Origin of the sequence: Saccharopolyspora spinosa NRRL 18395, assembly GCF_000194155.1 — a bacterium.
Classification (GTDB): domain Bacteria; phylum Actinomycetota; class Actinomycetes; order Mycobacteriales; family Pseudonocardiaceae; genus Saccharopolyspora; species Saccharopolyspora spinosa.
The window spans coordinates 856,974-876,612 of record NZ_GL877878.1 but is presented as its reverse complement, the minus strand read 5'-3'; the positions used below and the strand labels follow the sequence as shown (position 1 = coordinate 876,612).

Below are 19,639 nucleotides of genomic sequence, written 5' to 3'. Positions count from 1 at the left end.
CACTGTCCGCGAAGCGAACGCCTGAGAGCTTCACCCGGGAACCGGGCTTGCACCGTCGGCGGGATGCACCACAGCCGTGGTGCATCCTCTTTCCAGAGGCATCTCGCCCGTGCGGTCCAGGTGGCCTGAGAGGTTGTTGGGGAGGTTTGCTCCTTCGGCGCCGACCACGGCCGAAGCCGGGCCGGACTCTCCCGCACGGGGTCGGCGATGTGCCGCAGTTTACCCGATCAGGGGGATCGAGCCGACCCGCGAGGTCACCGGCCGCACACCACCCGTCCGGGGTCGGCCGCGATCAGCCCGTCTCAGCCTGCCGGTCGCGCCGGCGGCGGGACAACTCGTCGTCGACCGGCGGCACCAGCTCGCCGCCGTCGGCCCGCTCGGCCGGGAAGTCGTGAATGGTGCCGCTGATCTCGCGCATCGCGCCGCTGACGGCGATGCCGAACACGCCTTGGCCACCCTGCAGCAGGTCGACCACCTCCTCGGCAGAGGTGCACTCGTAGACCGTCGTCCCGTCGCTGAACAGCGTGAGCCGGGCCAGGTCCTGCACTCCTCGGTTGCGCAGGTGATCCACCGCGACCCGGATGTTGTGCAGCGACACCCCGGTGTCCAGCAGTCGCTTGACCACCTTGAGCACCAGGATGTCCTTGAACGAGTAGAGGCGCTGCGAGCCGGAGCCGGCGGCGCTGCGGATGGACGGGCCGACCAGCTTGGTGCGCGCCCAGTAGTCCAACTGGCGGTAGGTGATGCCGGCGATCTGGCAGGCGGCCGGACCCCGGTAGCCGACCAGCTCGTCCGGCAGTGCGGCGTCGGGGAACAGCTCGCCCTGCTCCGCGGCAGCAGCCCGGTTGGACGCTTCCTCGACCACGCCTGCCTCCCCTCGTCCGGCACGAAGCCGACAACGACGATCACCAGCTCCCGGACCTCGCGGTCCGGGGCCGCGAACACCGCCCAGCGGCCGAATCACACCGGGGCAATTCGCGTAAGTTCGACGGTATGCCTGCCCCGCGGGGAGGTCAACGCGACGCGCGGGCACCCGGACGACCCGGCCCCCGCCTGCAGCACGCGGGCGGGGGCCGGGATGTCTCGTCGGGTCGATCGGCAGGCTCAGGTGTCCGCGCCGCGGAAATCTTCCGGCGACACGGAGTCGAGGAACTCGCGGAACTTCTCGACCTCATCCTCCTGCTCGTCCGGGATGATCAGCCCGGCCTCGTCCAGCACCGATTCGTCGGCGTGGATCGGCACCCCGATGCGCAGCGCCAGCGCCACCGAATCGCTCGGCCGCGCCGAGACCCGCACATCCCCGTCGAACACCAGCTCGGCGAAGAAGGTGCCGTCCTGGAGATCGGTGATCCGGACCTGTTCAAGGTCTCGTCCCAAGGCCCCGATGACGTCCTTCAGCAGGTCGTGGGTCAGGGGTCTCTGCGGCCGCACACCCTGCTGCTCAAGTGCGATGGCGGTCGCCTCGACCGAGCCGATCCAAATCGGCAGGTAACGCTCGCCGTGCGCCTCGCGCAACAGCAGAATCGGCTGGTTTGCTGGTAGTTCAACTCGCACGCCGACGACGCGCATCTCGCTGCTCATCGTCACATCGCCTCCTCCAGCGCGCCGAAGCGTGACATCCCCGTCGAGGATCGCGCACCGACGCCTCCGACGCTACCCGCGTTGCGGCGGACACGCCCATCCCTTTAGCGGTCTGGTCGACCACCGAATTCGCGACCTTCCTGCCGGTGCATCTGGCCCGAACCGCTGGCTGAGCTCCTTATCGAGCATTACCAGCACGATACACCGCCCACCGCCCAATTGGACCGGTGGAAAGAGGACCGCTACAACATGGAAACCGGTTGCGACGTCGGGAAATTCCCCGCGCGAGGATGCAATTGATCTCGGCTGCGCAGTACCTTGACGCGCCAGCGGGGCGACCGACAAGTCGTTCCCAGGGCGTCCTCAGCGGGCGCCTGGGCCCCCATCGATCGGACCAGTAAGGAACACCAGCCGGAACTTCCCGATCTGCACCTCGTCACCGTTGGCGAGCACCGAGGTGTCCACCGGTTCCCGGTTGACGTAAGTGCCGTTCAGGCTGCCGACGTCTACGACCACGAAGTCGTTGCCCTCGCGCCGGAACTCGGCGTGCCGACGGGAAACCGTGACGTCGTCGAGGAAGATGTCGCTGTCTGGGTGCCGTCCAGCGCTGGTGGTCTCCCGGTCCAGCAGGAATCGCGACCCCGCGTTGGGGCACTCTCGGGGCTTTCCGGCTCCGAGAGGAAGGGCCTGCACCAGCAGGGCGGACCCTGCGGGCAGCGCATCCACCCCGGATGCGGCGGCGGGCTCCGGGGACGCACTCTCGGTGCTTTCCGGCTCCGAGAGGAAGGGCCTGAAGACCGAGGTGGTCTCCGGTGACTGCTCCGGCGGAACATCGCCGTGGCCGGGGAATTGGCTCACCTGAGCTCTCCTCTACGCGGATAGATCGTGCCAAGTATGTGCACAACGTACCGTGCAGGTACAGGCACGGAACGCGGGACTCCCGACATCTTCCTCCAGGACCCCGACAGTCCGACGATCTTGCCTGGTCGGATCAGGATTCGATCAGCTTCTGGTAGGCCTGAGCGTCGAGCAGGGCGTCCAGCTGGGCCGGGTCGGCGAGCTTGAGCTCGACCATCCAGCCGCCCCCCAGCGGCGCCGAATTGACCAGCTCCGGTTCGTCCTCCAGCTGGTCGTTGCGGGCCACCACCTCGCCGGTCACCGGGGCGTAGATCTCGGAGACGCTCTTGGTCGACTCGACCTCGCCCATCGACTCGCCGGGGGTGACCTGCTGGCCGAGTTCCGGCAGCTGCACGAACACCACGTCGCCCAGCTGCTGCTGGGCGTATTCGGTGATCCCGATGCGCACCGTGTCGTCGGCGGTGCGCTGAACCCACTCGTGCTCTTCGGTGTACTTGATCTCGTCCGGGGCCGCCACGTGGTCCCGCCTTCCTCGTCCGCTGGTGCTGTGGATCACCGGCCACGAGGTTCACGTGATCGGCTCGGCGAGCGTATTCACCACGCGGCACAGGCCGCAAGGCGACCCTTGAGTCCATGACGCACCAAGGGCACCTCCTGCCAATTTGCTCAGCTGGAGGTGCCCTTCGCGCGGGACGACCGAACGGTACTCAGACCGGTTTGGCGCGGGCCTGGTGGACTGCCGCCACCACCTGCCCGAGGTAGAGGATGCCGGCCCACAGGTAAAGGGCGCCGCCCCAGCAGGTGAAGGCGTAGGCGATCGGGCGCACCACATCGGACAGCGGGAAGTCCTCCTGCACCAGCAGCAACAGCGGGAACGCGTACATCAGGCAGAAGGTCGCGGCCTTGCCGAGGTAGTGCACGTCCGGCGGCTCGTAACCGTGCCACCGCAACACCGGTAGGCACAGCGTGAGCACCACGTCGCGGATGACGAGCGCGGCGGCGACCCACCAGGGCACCACGTCGCGCAGCACGAAGGCGACCAGGGTGGCGACTATGTAGAGGCGGTCGGCAGCCGGGTCGAGCAGTTCGCCGATGCGGCTGTACTGGTTGAGCCAGCGGGCGAGCTTGCCGTCGAGCCAGTCGGTAATGCCGCTGATCACCAGCACCAAGAGCGCGAGCAGGTCGGCCTTGGGGCCGAGCAGTAGCCAGAGGAACACCGGCACGCCGGCCAGCCGGATCGCGCTGAGCAGGTTCGGCAGCGTCCACCACGGGTCGGCCCACACCCCGGCGGCCGCCTCGCGGATCCGGGCTATGCCGGGATCGGGGCGTCCGGCTGCGGGTTCCTGGCCAGCCGGGCCGGCGTTCATCCCGCCGTCTCCGCTCGTGGTGTTCTCCGTGGTGCGCTCAGCATCCTGCACCACGAGCCTCCCCTGAATGGTTATGCGTCCCGACCCCGCTTCGGACGCAACTTGTGCATACCGACCAGATCAGGGTCTCACATTCCTCGCACAACACACTTGGCGGCCGGGCTCCCGCGAAGCCGGTCGATCGGGCTGCTCCGCGTGGCGGGAGCCGTCGGCCACCGGCGCGGGCTAGGCCTGCCGATGGCTCCAGCCGCGGCGTCGGAGGTCCGCATCGGTGAGGAACCGGGCCCGACCTCGGTCGTCGACACCCGCCCAGCGAGCCCCGGTGGACCCTTCGCGAACGTAGGAATGGCCGCCGCTCCACACCACGCTGCACGGCGCGGTGGGCAGTTCGGCTGACGAGCTGCGCGCGGGTTCAACCCCGGCGGCAGCGGCCTCGGCGGGCTGGGCGGCGAATGCCTGTGAAGACAGGGCCGGTTCCGTGCTCATCGTGGTAGCACCTCCGATTCGGTTGTCGGCGAGATGCGCCGTGGTGTTAGCCCGATCATCGACTTCGGATTGATTGTGTTCGGCCGAGCACGCTCTGTCGCGCCGATCCGTCCACCCAGCGCCAAACGGACACGTTGTGTCGCCGAAGGGCATCCGGGTATCCGAGCGGCGCTCAGCGCGGCCGAAGTCCGGTCACCGCTCGTCTGATCGACAGTGTTTCGGTTGTGACAAAAGCGTTTCGCACATCGCTACGGGTGACCCTGGCGCTACTCCACGTTGTGCGGTAGGACCACAGGCAACATCGCGGCGCAGGAAGCGGGAAGGAATGTGGTCATGGGTGCGTATGCCGAGGCCTACCGGCGGAGTCTGGCCGACCCGGAGGGCTTCTGGCTCGACGCGGCGGCCGCAGTCGAGTGGGAGCAAGTACCCTCGCGGGCCTTGGACGCCGCCGGGAACCCGTTCTTCCAGTGGTTCCCAGACGGCGTCCTCAACACGTGCTTCAACGCGCTGGACCGGCACGTCCGCGACGGCCGCGGCGAGCAGACGGCGCTGATCTGGGATTCGGCGATGACCGGCGAGGTGGGCCGCTGGACCTACCGGGAGCTGCTGGACCGGGTGGCGCTGTTCGCCGGTGCGTTGCGGGCGCAGGGCACCGAGCAGGGCGATCGCGTCGTGATCTACATGCCGATGATCTCCGAGGCCGTCGTGGCGATGCTGGCCTGCGCGCGCATCGGGGCGGTGCATTCGGTGGTCTTCGGCGGCTTCGCGCCGAAGGAGTTGGCGGCGCGCATCGACGACGCCCGCCCGACGGTGATCGTCGCGGCGTCGTGCGGCCTGGAGCCGAACCGGATCGTCGAGTACAAGCCGATCGTCGACGAAGCGCTGCGGATGACAGAGCACCAGCCGAAGCGGGTGATCGTGTTCCAGCGGGAGCAGGCCCGCGCCGAGCTCGGCGAGCGCGACGTGGACTGGCAGGACGCGCTGGCGCGGGCCGAACCGGCCGATTGCGTGCCGGTGAAGGCCACCGATCCGCTGTACGTGCTCTACACCTCGGGCACCACTGGGCGTCCGAAGGGCGTGGTGCGCGACAACGGCGGGCACGCGGTCGCCCTGCGCTGGTCGATGGCCAACATCTACGACATCGGGCCGGGTGACGTGTTCTGGACCGCCTCGGATGTCGGCTGGGTGGTCGGCCACTCCTACATCGTCTACGCGCCGCTGCTGACCGGGGCGACGACCGTGGTCTACGAGGGCAAGCCGGTGGGCACGCCGGATGCGGGGGCGTTCTGGCGGGTCATCGCCGACCACCGCGTCAAGGCGCTGTTCACCGCGCCGACCGCGTTCCGGGCGATCAAGCGGATGGACCCGAACGCGGAGCTGCTGGCCGCCCACGACACCACGAGCCTGAAAACGCTGTTCCTGGCTGGCGAGCGGCTGGACCCGGAGACCTACCACTGGGCGTCGAAGCAGCTCGGCGTGCCGGTCGTCGACCACTGGTGGCAGACCGAGACGGGCTGGCCGATCTGTGCGAACCTGCGCGGACTGGAGCCGATGCCGGTCAAGGCGGGATCACCGACCGTGCCCGTGCCCGGCTACGACGTCGTGGTGCTGGACCAGGCCGGGCAGCCGCTGCCGCCGGAGACCGACGGTGCGCTCTGCATCAAGCTGCCGCTGCCGCCAGGCACGCTGCCGACGCTGTGGGGCGCCGACGAGCGGTTCCGCGAGTCCTACCTGTCGCGCTACCCCGACTACTACCTCACCGGCGACAACGGCTACATCGACGCCGATGGCTACGTGTTCGTGATGGGCCGCACCGACGACGTGATCAACGTCGCCGGGCACCGGTTGTCGACTGGCTCGATGGAGGCGGTGCTCGCGGCGCATCCGGCGGTCGCCGAGTGCGCGGTGATCGGGGTGCACGACTCGCTGAAGGGCCAGGTGCCGCGCGGGTTCGTGGTGCTGAAGTCAGGTGTGGACATCGCCGAGGAGACGCTGCGCGACGAGCTGGTCGCAGCGGTTCGGGCGCAGATCGGGCCGGTGGCGGCGTTCCGGGACGTGGCGGTGGTGGACGGGCTGCCCAAGACCCGCTCCGGGAAGATCCTGCGCAAGTCGATGCGCGAGATCGCCGACACCGGCGACACCAAGGTGCCTTCCACCATCGAGGACCCGGGGGTGCTGGACAAGCTGCGGCCCGCGCTGCGCGGCGAGGGGTAGGCGCGAGGCCTCAACCGCCCCGCCGGTCCCGCCCGACCTCCTCCAGCGCTTGGAGAACGGCGGTGATCGCGGGTTTCGCGCGGCTGCCCCGGCGCACGCAGGTCAGGCCGAGGGCCGTCGGCGTGCTGCAAGGTCTGGAGCCCGCGACCGGCGCCGCAGCGGGTCTGCTGCTGACTCCGTCCCAGGTCGTCGCGCTCGGTTGCGTCACCGCGGCATCCATCGGGGCGGTGCTCACCCGGGCTTGTTGGGGCTGGCGACCGCTCGGCATGCCCGATACGCCCAGTTGGAGGCTGCCGGTTCCAAATTTGGTCTATACCTTCATGGGGTCGTTCCCCGATCATGGAGCGAGACACATGACCAGACCGCCCCTACCGACGGCTCGCAAGGCAGCGCTCGCCGTCGTGGCGGGTGCGCTGCTCACCGGTGGGCTCGTAGCGCCCGCCGGCGGTGCACCAGCAGTGGAGAACACCGCGATGGAAAACATCATCCCCGCCCCCGAGTCGGTGCGGCCAGCCCCCGGAACCACCTTCGAACTGACCGGGCAGACCTCGATCAAAGCCGCCGGCGAAGCCGCCGAGGTCGGCGAGTACCTGGCCGGAATCCTGCGTCCGGCCACCGGATTCCCGGTGCCGGTCGACCAAGGCGCGCTCGGCTCCGGCGACATCTCGCTGGCGCTGGACGGATCGCCTGAGCTCGGCCCGGCCGGGTATCGACTGCAGGCGGCCGACGACACCATCGGCGTACACGCGACCAGCGTCGAGGGCCTGTTCAACGGCGTGCAGACGCTGCGCCAGCTGCTGCCCGCCGCGATCGAGAGCCCGGCCGAGCAGCCCGGACCGTGGACCGTGCCCGGCGGCGAGATAGTCGACAAGCCCAGGTTCGAGCACCGGGCCACGATGCTCGACGTCGCGCGGCACTTCTTCACCGTGGACCAGGTCAAGCTCTACGTCGACCAGATCGCCCGCTACAAGATCAACTGGTTGCACCTGCACCTCACCGACGACCAGGGCTGGCGGATCCAGATCAACAGCTGGCCGCGGCTGACCGAGCACGGTGGCAGCACCGAGGTCGGCGGCGGACCGGGCGGGTACTACACGCAGGAGGACTACGCGGAGATCGTCGAGTACGCCGCGTCCCGGCACATCACCGTCGTGCCGGAGATCGACATGCCCGGCCACACCAACGCCGCGCTCGCCTCCTACGCCGAGCTCAACTGCGACGGCGTCGCGCCGCCGCTGTACACCGGCATCGAGGTCGGCTTCAGCTCGTTCTGCGTGGACGAGGAGATCACCTACCGGTTCGTCGAAGACGTCGTCCGGGAGATCGCGGCGATCACCCCCGGGCCGTACCTGCACATCGGCGGCGACGAGGCGCACTCGACCACCGACGAGGACTACAAGCAGTTCTTCGAGCGGGTGATCCCGCTGCCCGCCAAGTACGGCAAGACCGCGCTGGGCTGGCACGAGTACGGCAAGGCGGCGCCGGAGGGCGACTCGGTGCTGCAGTACTGGGGCACCGCCGACGCCGACCCGTTGCTCACCGATGCGGTCGCCCGGGGCAACAAGATCCTGGCCTCCCCGGCGAACAAGTCCTATTTGGACCACAAGTACGACGAGAACACCGAGCTGGGCCTGCACTGGGCCGGCTACATCGAGGTCGCCGACGCCTACAGCTGGGATCCGGGCAGCTACCTTAAGGGTGTGCCGGAGGAGTCGATCCTCGGTGTGGAGGCACCGCTGTGGTCGGAAACCCTGGAGAACTCGGACCACATCGAGTTCATGGCCTTCCCCCGGCTACCGGCCATCGCCGAACTCGGCTGGTCCCCCAAGTCCGCCCAGAACTGGGAGTCCTTCAGCCAACGCCTGGCCACCCACGGCCCGCGCCTGGCGGCGTCAGGCATCGACTACTACCGATCCCCCCAAATCCCCTGGCAAGACTGAGTTGTTGAGCAGGTGGAGGGCACCTTCGACCGACCACGCCGGTCAACGGTGCCCTCCACTCGTCACTCCCCCGTGACGGCCTTGGGTTCGAGGACCGCCCACCACTCCGCCAGGGTGGGGCGCTCGGCGAGATCGGCGAAGGTGATCTGGATGCCCAGGCGGCGCCAGTTCTCCACCAGCGACATGATCCGCACCGAATCCAGGCCCCAGTCGATGAGGTTCTCCTCGTCGGTCAGCTCCGCCGGGTCCTCGTACAGCAGCTCGGCGACCTGCGCCCGCACGTCTTCCAGCGTCAACTTCTGCGACATTCCCGCGCTCTCCCCAAACTCGTCAGGCCACTTCGGACTCGTGCGGCACCAGCGACCGCCCAAGCGCCGCCGAGGTGTCCACCACGGCGCACCGCTTGGCCGCGTAGTCCAGCGCCATCCGGTGCTCCTCCAGCGAGAAGTCCGCGACGGCGTCAGCGGCCAGGAACGCCTGGACGTCCTGCTGGAACGCCTCGGCCGCGGTCATCAGGCAGCCGATGTGGGCGTAGATCCCGGTGATGATCAGCTGGTCGCGGTTCCAGTCCCGCAGCAGCTCGCGGAGCTCGGTGCGCTGGAACGCGCTGTAGCGCCACTTCGCCATCAGCACGTCACCGGCGCCGGGCGTCAGCTCGTCGATGATCGCCTCCTGCGTCGGATCGGCCACCCCCGGCCCCCACCACTCCAGCTGCAGGCCGCGCTGTTCCGGCGTCTGGCCGCCGGGCTGCGCGCAGTACACGACCGGCACGCCGGCCGCGCGGGCGCGCTCGCGCAGCATCCGGATGTTCGGCACCACCTGGTTCAGCGGCTCGCTGTTGCGCAGGTAGGCGTTGACGAAATGCCGCTCCATGTCGTGGATCAGCAGCACCGCGCGGTCCGGGTCGGGCCGCCAGGCAACCTTGTTCTCGGGCAGCTCGTCCTGCTTCGGCAAGCGGTACGGTGCGATGGCCGGAAGCGCCACCGTCTCCCCCATTCTGTCGTCTGGACGTTCTTCTTGCTGAACCGGGTCACCCTCGGCGCTTCAGCTCCGGGACCAGTTCCCGGGAAATCGCCTCGCGCAGGTCGCGCTTGCTGACCTTGCCGACACCGGTCTGCGGGAACTGCTCCACGAACTCGACGCGATCTGGCACCTTGTAAGCGGCCAGGCCGCGCTCGCGCACGAACTTGATCAGCTCGCGCGCCTTCGGCAGGGTTCCGCGCGGCACGACGAACGCGCAGGTGCGCTCGCCGAGGTAGTCGTCGGGCATGGACACCACCGCCGCGTCATGCACCGCCGGGTGAGCCAGCAGGTGGTTCTCCACTTCCTCGGCGGCGATCTTCTCGCCGCCGCGGTTGATCTGGTCCTTCGCACGGCCTTCGACGACCACGTTGCCTGCCGGAGTCAGCCGCACGACGTCGCCGGTGCGGTAGTAGCCGTCCGGGGTGAACGCCCGCGCGTTGTGCTCCTCCGCCCGGTAGTAGCCGCGGATGGTGTACGGGCCGCGGGTGAGCAGGTGCCCGGTTTCACCCGGTGCCACCGGGTTGTCTGCGTCGTCGACGACCAGCACCTCGTCGTCCGGCGAGATCGGGCGGCCCTGCGTGGTGCGGATGACGTCGTCCGGGTCGTCGAGGCGGGTGTAGTTGACCAGGCCCTCGGCCATGCCGAACACCTGCTGCAGGGTGGCGCCGAGCACCGGCCGCACCCGTCGCGCGACCTCTTCGCTGCACTTGGCCCCGCCGACCTGCAGCACCTCAAGGCTGGACAAGTCGTGCTCGGTGTCCGCAGCGGCGTCCAGCCACACCAGCGCCAGCGGCGGCACGGCCGCGACGAGCGTGACGCGTTCGCGCTCGATCAGCGGGAACACCTCGTCCGGGCTGGGCCTCCGGGCCAGGACCACGCGGCCGCCCGCGTGCAGCACGCCGAAGGTGCCGGGCGAGCTCATCGGGAAGTTGTGCGCGATCGGCAGCGCACCGAGGTAGACCGTGTCGGCGGTGACGCCGCAGATCTCGTTGCTGGCGCGGAAGGAGTAGATGTAGTCGTCGTGGGTGCGGGGGATCAGCTTCGGCACACCGGTGCTGCCGCCGGAGAGCTGCAGGAAGGCGATGTCGCCGGGCCAGGGTCCGGGCAGCTCCGCCGGTTCGGCGTCCACATCGGACAGGGCGCGGAACTCGCCGGGCTCACCCGCGACCAGCACCTGCAGGCCGGGGACCTTCGCGACCACGTCGGCCGCCAGCTTCCGGTGGTCGAAACCGGCCTCCACGTCGACGGTGATGTAGGCGGCGGCCTCGCTGAACTCGCAGAAGTAGGAGATCTCGGTCAGCCGGTGCGAGGGCAGCGCGAAGACCGGAACGGCGCCGAGGCGGAACAGCGCGAAGCACACGTCGAAGAACTCGGCGATGTTCGGCAGCTGCACCACGACCCGGTCCCCCGCACCGATGCCCAGTCCCCGGAGCCCGGCAGCTAGCCGGTCGGCCCGGACGTCCAGGTCCCGGTAGGAGATGTGCCGGTCGCCGTCGACGACGGCGACGCGCTCGGGGTGTTCGGCGGCGCGTTCGCGCAGCATTTGCCCGAAGGTGTAGCCGCGCCAGTAACCGGCGGCCCGGTAGCGCTGCACGAACTTCTCCGGCCACGTGGGGCAGCCGGGTAGCGACGGGGTCATGCTCTCCCTCAGAGGCAGGGTTGGAAGCCGGATTCGCCTTCACCGCGGCGAAGCGGCCGGACGAGGCCTTCAGACATCCTGTTTCAGGCCCATCGCGGATAGGGCGGTGCGGAACTTCGCGGAGGTCTCGGCGAGCTCGTCGGCCGGGTCGGAGCCCGCGACGATGCCCGCGCCCGCGAACAGCCGCATCGATTCGTCTTCGATGTCGGCGCAGCGGATGGCGACCACCCACTCGCCGTCACCGGCGGCGTCGCACCAGCCGACCATGCCCGCGTAGTAGCCCCGCTCGAACGGTTCGGTCTCGGAGATGACGTCGCGGGCGCGTTGCAGCGGCGTGCCGCACACCGCGGGGGTGGGGTGCAGCGCGTCGGCCAGTTCCAGTGAGGATGTCGTGGGGTCGAGGAGTTCGCCGGTGATCTCGGTGGCCAAGTGCCACATGGCGGCGGTGCTGATCACCGACGGCGCGGGCACCTTCAGGTCTCGGCAGTACGGCCGCAGAGCTTGCCCGACCGCGTCGACGACGGCGGCGTGCTCGCGGTGATCCTTGTCCGAAGTGGACAGCTCGGCGGCGCGCCGCTGGTCTTCTACCGGGTCGGCGCTGCGCGGCCGCGAACCGGCCATCGGGTTGGACCGCACCCGCGTGCCGCGGCGGGAAACCAGCAGTTCCGGGCTGGCGCCGAGGAATGTGCGCTGAAGCGGGGGCTGCGGGCCGAAGCTGTCGCGGGTGCCGTCCTCGCCGTGCCGCGGCAGGTCCACCGCGAAGGTGTAGCTGGCGGGGTCGGCCAGCGCGAGGTTGCGCAGCACGTTGCGGACGTCGATCGGTTCGCCGGCGGTCAGCTCCAGGGACCGTGCGAGGACCACCTTTCTCAACTCGCCATCGGCCATCCGCCGCAACACCCGGCTGACGCCGCGCTCGTACTCGGCGGGCGCGGGCACCGGGCGGACTGCGCAGTCCAGCGTGCCGCTGCGCGGGGTCTGCGGCACCACGACGTTCAGCGGGGCGGCCCGGACGACCTCTTCGGGCAGCACCAGGTGCGCGGGCAGGCTCTCGCCGAACGGCACGGCCCCCACCACCAGCGGGTTGCGGCGGCCGAACTTCGTTGCGCGCTGGAGGAAATCCGCGACCCTCCGGGGTAATTCCTCGCGCGCGCAAAGCGTCTTGGGAACGGTCGCGGAAACCCCGCGGGTCAACAGCACGCCGTGCGGAGCGGAGAAGAGGAACGACGAACCGACCTCGTACGCCGCCAACAACCGGGCCGCTTCGTCATCCGCAACGACGTCGATGCTGTCGATCTCGGTGTCCATCGTGGTCATGGCAACCTTTCCAGGTTCGCGGCAGGCGTGTTGTTAGGCGCGCAGGGTCGCGCCGCCGTCGACGTACAGGTCGTGCATCGTGATGTGCCCTGCCTGATCCGAGGCCAGGAACACGACTGCGTCGGCGATGTCTTCGGGGGTGGCGAGCTTGCGCAGCGGGATGCCGGCCTTGAACGTCTCCGGGGCCCCGGCGATGACGCGCTCGGCACCACGCTCGTCCTCCCACATGCCGCGCTGCATCTCGGTGTCGGTCGAGCCGGGCGCGACGACGTTGCACCGGATGCCGTACTCCGCCAACTCCAGCCCGAGGGACTTGGTGAACAGCGTCGCCGCGGCCTTGGAAGCGGCGTAGGCGGACATGCCGTGCCTGGGCACGCCGGCGGCGTTCGAGCTCACCGTGACGATTGCGCCGCGCTTGCGGCGGATCATGTGCTTGGACACCGCGCGGGACAGGTTGAACACCCCGGTGGTGTTGACCGCGAAGGTGCGGTGCCAGTCTTCGTCGGTGAGCTCCTGCACAGTGCCGACCTGAAGCACGCCCGCGACGTTGGCGAGAATGTCGACGGGGCCGTGAGCGCTCTCGACGCGTTCCACGAGTTCGTTGACGGTGGCGGCATCCGCGACGTCGGCTCGGTAGGCGTGGACCGCGTGGCCCTTGCCGGTCAGTTCGGCGGCGACGGTCTCGGCCTGCTCGCCGTCTCGGTCCACGGCCGCGACGGTGGCGCCGAGTTCCGCGAGCGCGGTGGCCACCGCCGCCCCGATGCCCTGGGCCGCGCCTGTCACGATGGCGACCGTGCCGCCGATCCCCGTCCGGTTCATCGCGCCCTTCTGTTAACTCAGGCAAGCCTAACCTTTGTCAAGCGGGCCTGAGTTTAGAACACGCACGTGCCCAGATCGTCCCTCCATCGAGGTGGCATTGATCACCAGGGGCAACGCCTTGTCACGGCGCGCTTCTCGTACGTGGCCACCGGGCCGATTTCGCGTGGAATCGCCATCCGGCATGCGTGGCGAACGCCGATTTCGCGGGGAATCGCGGCCCATTCGACTCGGGCGGGTCAGCGCGCGATGCCCTGGACGAAGCCCAGGTCCAGGAGGTCCTGCGGGCGCAGGCGCAGGAGTCCGGCGAGTTCCGGCACTTCTGCCGGGTCGCGCTTGAGGATCGCGGCGCTGGATTCCGGTGCTATCACGGCGAAGTACGCATCCGAGGTGATCCAGGTCCGCTCCGGGGCGGCCAGCGCCAGGGCACCGCCCGAGCCGCCCTCGCCGACGACCAGCCGGCACCCGCGCGTCGGCGACCGCGGCGAAGACCTCCGCGATGGCCGGCCCGATGGCACCACGTTCGGCCGCCGCGTCGTTGGCCGCGCCCGGGGTGTCGACCAGCGTCAGCACGGGGATGCCGAGCTGGTCGGCGAGCCGGATCAGCCGGGCCGCGGTGCGGAACCCGGCCGGGGTGTTCGCGGTTCCCGTCTGAGCGGCGAAGGCGATGGTGTGCCTGTCGTGGTCGCCGAATCCGCAGATCATCTCGTCGTCGTGGCCACCAGCCCGGTCCCCGCTGATCTCGAAGCGCCGGGCGAAGTAGGCGTCCAGGTAGGCCCGGGCGCGCGGCCGGTCGGCCGAGCGCGCCCGCTGCACCGCGTCCCAGCCTGTCGCGGGCAGGCCGCCCGCGGTCAGCGCGGCCGGGACCGGGGCGGGTTCGGCCGGCCAGACCAGATGCTGCGGGTGCAGCAGCGACACCAGGTCCGCCAGCACGTCGGGCAGTTCAGCATCGTCTACGACCTGGTCGACCTGGCCGTCGGCGAGCTTGCCCTCGGCGTGGAACGCCTCGCCGTTCTCCGCCGCGCTGCGCACCCGGCTGCCGCCGAAGGCGACCGCTGCGCCTGACGTGGCCAGCACGACGTCGGCCGCTGCCGCCAGCGCCACCCACATGCCGCCGGTGGTCGGGTTGCGCAGCACCGCGACGTGCGGGATCCGGTCCTTGCGGGTCAGCAGGCACGCCCGCGCGATCTTCTGTAACTGGCGCAGGGCGCAGATCCCCTCCTGCATGCGGCTGCCGCCCGAAGCCACCAGCGAGATCACCGGCAGCCGGAGCTCTCGGGCCTGTTCGAAAGCCGCCACGATGCGCGCCCCGGACGCCTCCCCGACCGAGCCGCCGAGGAAGTCGAAGGCGAAGGCGACGAGCACCGCCTGCCGCGACCCGACCCAACCCCGCCCGCACAGGACCGACTCGTACGCGCCGGTCCGCACGGTCGCGCTGGCGCGCTGGTCGTCGTAGCCGGGCCAGCCCAGCGGCCCGTCCGCTGCCGACGGCCCGGCCGGGGGCTCGAACTCCTCGAACCCCCGGCTGATCGATTCGACCAGCGCGCGAGCCGCGGAGTGTTCAGCCATGCTGCAGCGCTTTCTTCTGCACCTTGCCCATCTCGTTGCGCGGCAACGCGTCCAGGAACCGCACCTCGCGCGGCCGCTTGTGCGGGGTGAGCAGCCGCGCCACGTGGTCGACCAACTCCTGATCGGCGACCTGCTGGCCGGGCACGCGCACGATCCAGGCGATGATCCGCTCGCCCAGGTCGGCGTCGGGCTCGCCGGTGACCGCGACCTCGGCGACCGCCGGGTGCTCCAGCAGGCAGTTCTCGATCTCGCCCGCGCCGATCTTGTAGCCGCCGCTCTTGATGATGTCGGTGGCCTTGCGGCCGACGATCCGGATATAGCCGTCCGGCGCGCGGGTGGCCACGTCACCCGTGCGGAACCAGCCGTCGGTGAACGCCGCGTAGGTGGCGTCCGGCCGATTGAGATAGCCGCTGAACAGGTTCGAACCGCGCACCAGGATCTCGCCGACGGTCTCGTCGTCGCTGGCGATGATCTCCTCGCCCTGCTCGTCGACGAGTTTGAGCTCGACCCCGGCGAACGGGCGCCCCACGTAGCCGGGCCGGCGGTCGCCGTCGGCGCGCACGCCGCAGTTCATGATCGTCTCGCTCATGCCGTAGCGCTCCACGACCCGCTGCCCGGTCAGCCGCTCGATGCGCTCGTGCTCGACCGCGGGCAGCGCCGCGGAACCGGAGACCAGCAGCCGCGCCTTGCCGACCGACCGCCCGATCTGCCGGTCGCGCTCCGCGTCCTCGGCCAGCCGGTGGTACATGGTCGGCACGCCGAACATCATCGTCGCGGACCCGGCGAGCTCTTCGGCTACGGCGGCGGACGAGAACTTGCCCAGGTGGTGGACGGTCCCGCCGAGCCGCACCGGGCCGAGCGTGCCGAGGATCAGCCCGTGCACGTGGAACAACGGCAGGGCGTGCACCAGCACGTCGCGTTCGGTCCACTCCCAGGCCTCGGCCAGCGCGTCGAGGTTGGCGCGGATCGCGCGGCGCGGCAGCACAACGCCCTTCGGCGGCCCCGTGGTGCCAGAGGTGTAGACGATCAGCGCGGGTTCGTCCTCGCCCGCCTCCGGCGGCAGCTCACCGCCGCGGACGCTGAGGTCCACCTCGTGCACCGGCACGTCGCCGAGCCCTTCCGGGCGCTGGAAACCGGGCGGGGTCAGCAGGAGTTCCGGCTTGCTGTCGCCGAAGATGTGCGCGAGCTCCCGCTCCCCCACCTTGGGGTTGATCGGCACCACCGCGACGCCCGCGCTCAGCCCGCCGATGACGGCCGCGCAGGTCTCCGGCGTGGCGGTCGCCCAAACCGCGATCCGCTTCGCCGTCCCGACCCTCTCAACGATCGCGGCGGCAACCTCCGCCAGCTCCCGGTAGTTCAGCGCGCGCGGACCGAACCGCAGCGCCTCCTTCTCGTCGGGCTTCCGCAACTTGGGGAACAGCACCTGCCCCACGCCGGCCATGACCACCTCCACGCTCCTCAATGTCCCGCCCGCGGACCCGCGATGCCCGGCGAGCCGGAAGCCGACAGTGGTCCACTGGCTCGACCACTTTTGCGCCGATCCCGACAGCACGTCAAGGCAGTGTGGCAAAATTGGCTCATCCACTCGGCCAGATGGTCGGTGTTAGCCTGCTCACCACTGACTCCCGGCCTGGAGGAACCCGGTGTCCGAAGCCCTGCGCCCGCTCGCCCGCCCCCGCCTGTACGAGCAGGTGGTGCAGCGGCTGCGGGAGCACGTGGCGAATTCGGGCCTGCGCGTCGGCGACCGGCTACCGCCGGAGCGGGAGCTCGCGGAGCGGCTCGGGGTCAGCCGGGCGTCGGTCAAGCAGGCGATCGTGGTGCTCGAAGTGCAAGGCCTCGTCGAGGTGCGCCACGGCGGTGGCACCTACCTTCGCCGTGAGTCGCTGGACGCGGAACCGGTCGCCGACCTGGTCGCGCGCAAGCGCCGCCTGCCGGAGGTTCTGGAGGCGCGGGAGGCGCTGGAGACCAAGCTCGCGGAGCTGGCCGCGCAGCGGCGCACCGAAGCCGACCTCGCCGAGATCGACGCGGCGCTGGCGGACATGCGCCGCGAGATAGCCGAAGGCGGGCTCGGCAGCGAGGGCGACCGCCGGTTCCACGCCGCGATCACCGCCGCCGCGCACAGCTCGCTGCTGGGCGACTTCATGCGCACCATCGCCGCGGAGATCGCCGAGAGCCGCCAGGAGTCGCTGCGCCAACCCAACCGGCCGGGCAAGTCGCTGGCCCAGCACGAGCGCATCGCCGAGGCGATCCGGGCGGGCAACCCGCGCGCGGCGGTCACCGCCATGCGCCGCCACCTGCAAACGGTCAGCCGGGTCCGCCTGCTCTCCTGGGATCCCGACGCCGAACCCAGCTGATCCGGTGACGAGTGAGGGCGTCGATGACCCGATAGCCGGGTCGTGGCGCTCCGACCTCGAAAATCCGCCCGGATGGGTCGCGGCCAGGGGTGGGTCGGTAGGCTCTGGCGGGCCTGTTCCAGCAGCTACGGAGCTTTCGACTTGATCCACCATCCGGGTCCGCAACGCGGGCGTGCCGACGGACGGGTGGTCCGGTGATCGGGTGGTTGCTGGCCACCGCGGGCACCGCCGCGCTCGGCAGCGTGTTCCCGCTGGTCAACATCGAGCTCTACCTGCTCGGCGTGGTCTCCACCGTGGACGGCGTCAGCTGGTGGGCGTTCGGACTGGCCGCGGCGGTCGGCCAGGTCATCGGGAAGACGCTGTTCTACCTGACGGGCAAGGGCGGCTTCGCGCTCGGCGAGCGGTTGCGCAAGCGCGTCGAGGCCAAGCGGCGCGGCAGGTGGGCCGCCTGGTTCGAGAAATTCCACCAACGGACCGAGGAACGCCCAAGGTGGGGACTGGGCGTGCTGTGCCTCAGCGCCGTCCCCGGCATCCCGCCCTACAGCCTGATGTGCTTCCTCTCCGGTGCGGCTGGCATTCCGCTGATCGGCTTCCTCGTCGCGAGCCTCGTCGGCCGCTCGCTGCACTTCCTGATCGTCGCCGGCGCGCCGGAACTGCTACACTGGCTCCCCGCCGCGCTCGGCTCGTAACCGGCATACCGGTAGGGACGACCGCGAACCCATTGGGGCGATTCAGCCGACATCGAGGTAAGCCAGCCGCAGTGGAAACCGATGCGCACGACGCCAAACAACGACAGCTGGACCAGGCCTGCCAAGACGTGACCGACACCCGCTGACCACCCAGCAGGGCGTGCGCGTCGACCACATTGACGACGCGCTGGGCGCCGGTGAGCGCGGCCGACGCTGTTGGAGGACTTCCAGGCCCGGGAAAAGATCACCCAGTTCGACCACGAGCGGATCCAGGAGCGAGTGGTGCACGCGCTGCGCGGGCGCCTACGGCCACTTCCAGCCGTACGACAGCAGCCTCGCCGAGGTCACCAACTCACGGTTCCTGACCGACCCGAGCCGCCGCACCCCGGTCTTCGTGCGGTTCTCCACCGTCGCGGGCTGGCGCGGCTCCGACGACACGGTGCGGGACGTGCGCGGATTCGGCACCAAGTTCTACACCGACGAGGGCAACTACGATCTCGTCGGCTACAACATGGCTGTTCCCCGACTTCGTGCACGCGGTGAAGCCCGAGCCGGACAACGAGATGCCGCAGGCCTCCTCGGCGCACGACACGTGCTGGTAATTCGTGGGGCTGCAGCCGGAAACCCGGCACATGGTCATGTGGCTGATGTCCGACCGCGCGCTGCCCCGCAGCTACCGGATGATGCAGAGCTTCTGGGTGCACATCTTCCGGCTGGTCGACGCGCACGGCCGCGGGCCGTTCGTGAAGTTCCACTGGAAGCCGCTGCTGGGCAGCCATTCGCTGGTGTGGGACGAGTGCCAGAAGATCGTCGGCAAGGATCCCGACTACAACCGCCGCGGCTTGTGGGAATCGATCGAGGCCGGGCAGCAACCGGAGTACGAGCTAGGCGTGCAACTGGACGATGAATCCCGGGAATTCGACTTCGCCTTCGACCGCTGGACGCCACCAAGATCATCCCGGAGGAAATGGTGCCGGTCCGACCGGTGGGCAAGATGGTGCTGGACTGCAACCCGGACAACTTCTTCGCCGAGACCGAGCAGGTCGCCTTCCACACCACCAATGTGGTGCCGGGCACACTTCGTGGCCGAGGCCTACAAGCACAACAAACCGGTGGCGGCCAGCGACGAGCATGAGCTGCTGCAACGGGCCGGGATCGCGGAAGCCCAGCGGCACGACCGGCGTGGTCACCGAACTCGGTGTGGTCATCGCCGCGCACACCGGCGGCGCGCTGCCGGAGGGGTTCATCGCGGAGTTCGCCACCGCCCTCGGCAAGCACCGCGTGTGGGCGCGGGACGCCTCGGCGGTGCCCGCCTGACCCGGCATCGCGGCATCATCACGACGCGTGAGCTGAAGCGAACGGACTGTTCGCCCGCTCTATCGAAGTGAACGGATGCTCCTATAGATGTCAAGCGGCGGGTGCAAGGGGGTTTTGGGTGACTTGTGTGGTGGTCAGGGCGTGGTAGACCTCGCGGGCGACGAATCGTTTGAGGCAGCGCATGATCTCTTTCTTCGAGAGTCCTTCCTTGGTGCGGCGTTGGACGTAGGCGCGGGTGCGTTCGTCGTGGCGCATGCGGACCAGGACGATGGTGTGCAGGGCGTTGTTGGCGGCGCGGTCGCCGCCGCGGTTGAGGCGGTGGCGGTGGGTGCGGCCGGAGGACGCGGGGATCGGTGCGGCCGCGGTCAGGTGCGCGAACGCTGCTTCGGAGCGCATGCGTTCGGGGTTGTCCCCGGCGGAGGTCAGCAGCTGGCCGGCGGTTTCGGGGCCGACGCCGAACAGCTCCAGCAGT

The 19,639-nt window shown here is 69.8% G+C and carries 19 protein-coding genes, 2 pseudogenes and 1 riboswitch; of the genes and pseudogenes, 6 read left to right on the top strand and 15 right to left on the bottom strand.

What is annotated here, in order from left to right; genetic code table 11:
* Positions 1 to 102: 102 nt before the first annotated feature.
* Positions 103 to 204, bottom strand: a riboswitch (glycine riboswitch).
* 88 nt (positions 205 to 292) lie between these two features.
* The 6 genes from SSPN_RS0104325 to SSPN_RS0104300 form a co-directional block, all read right to left on the bottom strand.
* Positions 293 to 865: a MerR family transcriptional regulator gene (locus SSPN_RS0104325; protein ID WP_010692544.1), complete on the bottom strand. Its 573-nt coding sequence runs from the start codon at positions 863 to 865 to the stop codon at positions 293 to 295.
* A gap of 239 nt (positions 866 to 1,104) precedes the next feature.
* Complete coding sequence (locus SSPN_RS0104320; RefSeq protein ID WP_029534961.1) at positions 1,105 to 1,581, bottom strand: bifunctional nuclease family protein; 477 nt, start codon at positions 1,579 to 1,581, stop codon at positions 1,105 to 1,107.
* Between the two features lie 363 nt (positions 1,582 to 1,944).
* Complete coding sequence (locus tag SSPN_RS0104315) at positions 1,945 to 2,439, bottom strand: FHA domain-containing protein (RefSeq protein WP_010692542.1); 495 nt, start codon at positions 2,437 to 2,439, stop codon at positions 1,945 to 1,947.
* Between the two features lie 133 nt (positions 2,440 to 2,572).
* Positions 2,573 to 2,956 (bottom strand): glycine cleavage system protein GcvH, encoded by a 384-nt coding sequence (gene gcvH, locus SSPN_RS0104310; protein ID WP_010692531.1) that lies wholly within the window; start codon positions 2,954 to 2,956, stop codon positions 2,573 to 2,575.
* 190 nt (positions 2,957 to 3,146) lie between these two features.
* Complete coding sequence (gene clsA / locus SSPN_RS0104305) at positions 3,147 to 3,860, bottom strand: cardiolipin synthase ClsA (RefSeq protein WP_010692529.1); 714 nt, start codon at positions 3,858 to 3,860, stop codon at positions 3,147 to 3,149.
* 171 nt (positions 3,861 to 4,031) lie between these two features.
* Entirely contained in the window at positions 4,032 to 4,292 is a 261-nt protein-coding gene (locus tag SSPN_RS0104300; protein WP_010692528.1) for a hypothetical protein, read from the bottom strand.
* Positions 4,293 to 4,625: 333 nt separating this feature from the next.
* On the opposite strand from SSPN_RS0104300, the gene SSPN_RS0104295 reads away from it, so the two are divergent.
* Positions 4,626 to 6,506: a propionyl-CoA synthetase gene (locus tag SSPN_RS0104295; RefSeq protein WP_010692527.1), complete on the top strand. Its 1,881-nt coding sequence runs from the start codon at positions 4,626 to 4,628 to the stop codon at positions 6,504 to 6,506.
* A 10-nt stretch (positions 6,507 to 6,516) separates the two neighbouring features.
* Here SSPN_RS0104295 and SSPN_RS0104290 read toward each other — a convergent pair whose 3' ends face one another.
* The gene (locus tag SSPN_RS0104290; RefSeq protein WP_143539649.1) at positions 6,517 to 6,714 is read right to left on the bottom strand and encodes a hypothetical protein; all 198 of its coding nucleotides are present in this window, start codon (positions 6,712 to 6,714) and stop codon (positions 6,517 to 6,519) included.
* Positions 6,715 to 6,859: 145 nt separating this feature from the next.
* Here SSPN_RS0104290 and SSPN_RS0104285 point away from each other — a divergent pair, with 145 nt between their 5' ends.
* Positions 6,860 to 8,446: a beta-N-acetylhexosaminidase gene (locus tag SSPN_RS0104285; RefSeq protein ID WP_010692525.1), complete on the top strand. Its 1,587-nt coding sequence runs from the start codon at positions 6,860 to 6,862 to the stop codon at positions 8,444 to 8,446.
* Between the two features lie 62 nt (positions 8,447 to 8,508).
* Here SSPN_RS0104285 and SSPN_RS58205 read toward each other — a convergent pair whose 3' ends face one another.
* The 7 genes and pseudogenes from SSPN_RS58205 to SSPN_RS0104255 all read right to left on the bottom strand — a co-directional run bounded on the left by SSPN_RS58205 (position 8,509) and on the right by SSPN_RS0104255 (position 16,248).
* Complete coding sequence (locus SSPN_RS58205) at positions 8,509 to 8,754, bottom strand: phosphopantetheine-binding protein (protein WP_010692521.1); 246 nt, start codon at positions 8,752 to 8,754, stop codon at positions 8,509 to 8,511.
* Between the two features lie 22 nt (positions 8,755 to 8,776).
* Positions 8,777 to 9,442: an isochorismatase family protein gene (locus tag SSPN_RS42420; RefSeq protein WP_010692514.1), complete on the bottom strand. Its 666-nt coding sequence runs from the start codon at positions 9,440 to 9,442 to the stop codon at positions 8,777 to 8,779.
* Between the two features lie 34 nt (positions 9,443 to 9,476).
* Positions 9,477 to 11,108 carry a (2,3-dihydroxybenzoyl)adenylate synthase gene (locus SSPN_RS0104275; RefSeq protein WP_010692513.1) on the bottom strand — a complete coding sequence of 544 codons (1,632 nt, stop codon included), beginning with the start codon at positions 11,106 to 11,108 and terminating at the stop codon, positions 9,477 to 9,479.
* A gap of 69 nt (positions 11,109 to 11,177) precedes the next feature.
* Positions 11,178 to 12,422 carry an isochorismate synthase DhbC gene (gene dhbC, locus SSPN_RS0104270; protein WP_010692510.1) on the bottom strand — a complete coding sequence of 415 codons (1,245 nt, stop codon included), beginning with the start codon at positions 12,420 to 12,422 and terminating at the stop codon, positions 11,178 to 11,180.
* A gap of 33 nt (positions 12,423 to 12,455) precedes the next feature.
* The gene (locus SSPN_RS0104265) at positions 12,456 to 13,241 is read right to left on the bottom strand and encodes a 2,3-dihydro-2,3-dihydroxybenzoate dehydrogenase (protein ID WP_010692508.1); all 786 of its coding nucleotides are present in this window, start codon (positions 13,239 to 13,241) and stop codon (positions 12,456 to 12,458) included.
* 236 nt (positions 13,242 to 13,477) lie between these two features.
* A pseudogene (locus tag SSPN_RS42415) lies at positions 13,478 to 14,807 on the bottom strand (carboxyl transferase domain-containing protein).
* Entirely contained in the window at positions 14,800 to 16,248 is a 1,449-nt protein-coding gene (locus SSPN_RS0104255; protein WP_044573359.1) for an acyl-CoA synthetase, read from the bottom strand. Before SSPN_RS0104255 ends, SSPN_RS42415 begins: the two are co-directional and overlap by 8 nt.
* A gap of 202 nt (positions 16,249 to 16,450) precedes the next feature.
* Here SSPN_RS0104255 and SSPN_RS0104250 point away from each other — a divergent pair, with 202 nt between their 5' ends.
* The 4 genes and pseudogenes from SSPN_RS0104250 to SSPN_RS0104225 all read left to right on the top strand — a co-directional run bounded on the left by SSPN_RS0104250 (position 16,451) and on the right by SSPN_RS0104225 (position 19,167).
* Complete coding sequence (locus tag SSPN_RS0104250) at positions 16,451 to 17,161, top strand: FadR/GntR family transcriptional regulator (RefSeq protein WP_010692503.1); 711 nt, start codon at positions 16,451 to 16,453, stop codon at positions 17,159 to 17,161.
* Positions 17,162 to 17,355: 194 nt separating this feature from the next.
* Positions 17,356 to 17,850, top strand: a complete 495-nt coding sequence (locus SSPN_RS0104245; RefSeq protein ID WP_010692502.1) for a VTT domain-containing protein — start codon at positions 17,356 to 17,358, stop codon at positions 17,848 to 17,850.
* A gap of 71 nt (positions 17,851 to 17,921) precedes the next feature.
* Positions 17,922 to 18,925: pseudogene (locus SSPN_RS42410) on the top strand (catalase); the annotation flags it as partial.
* Between the two features lie 56 nt (positions 18,926 to 18,981).
* Positions 18,982 to 19,167 (top strand): hypothetical protein, encoded by a 186-nt coding sequence (locus tag SSPN_RS0104225; protein ID WP_010692498.1) that lies wholly within the window; start codon positions 18,982 to 18,984, stop codon positions 19,165 to 19,167.
* Between the two features lie 90 nt (positions 19,168 to 19,257).
* Here the strand turns inward: SSPN_RS0104225 and SSPN_RS0104220 are convergent.
* Positions 19,258 to 19,639 (bottom strand): transposase (locus tag SSPN_RS0104220; protein WP_148271990.1); only part of this gene is annotated, 382 nt, incomplete at its 5' end.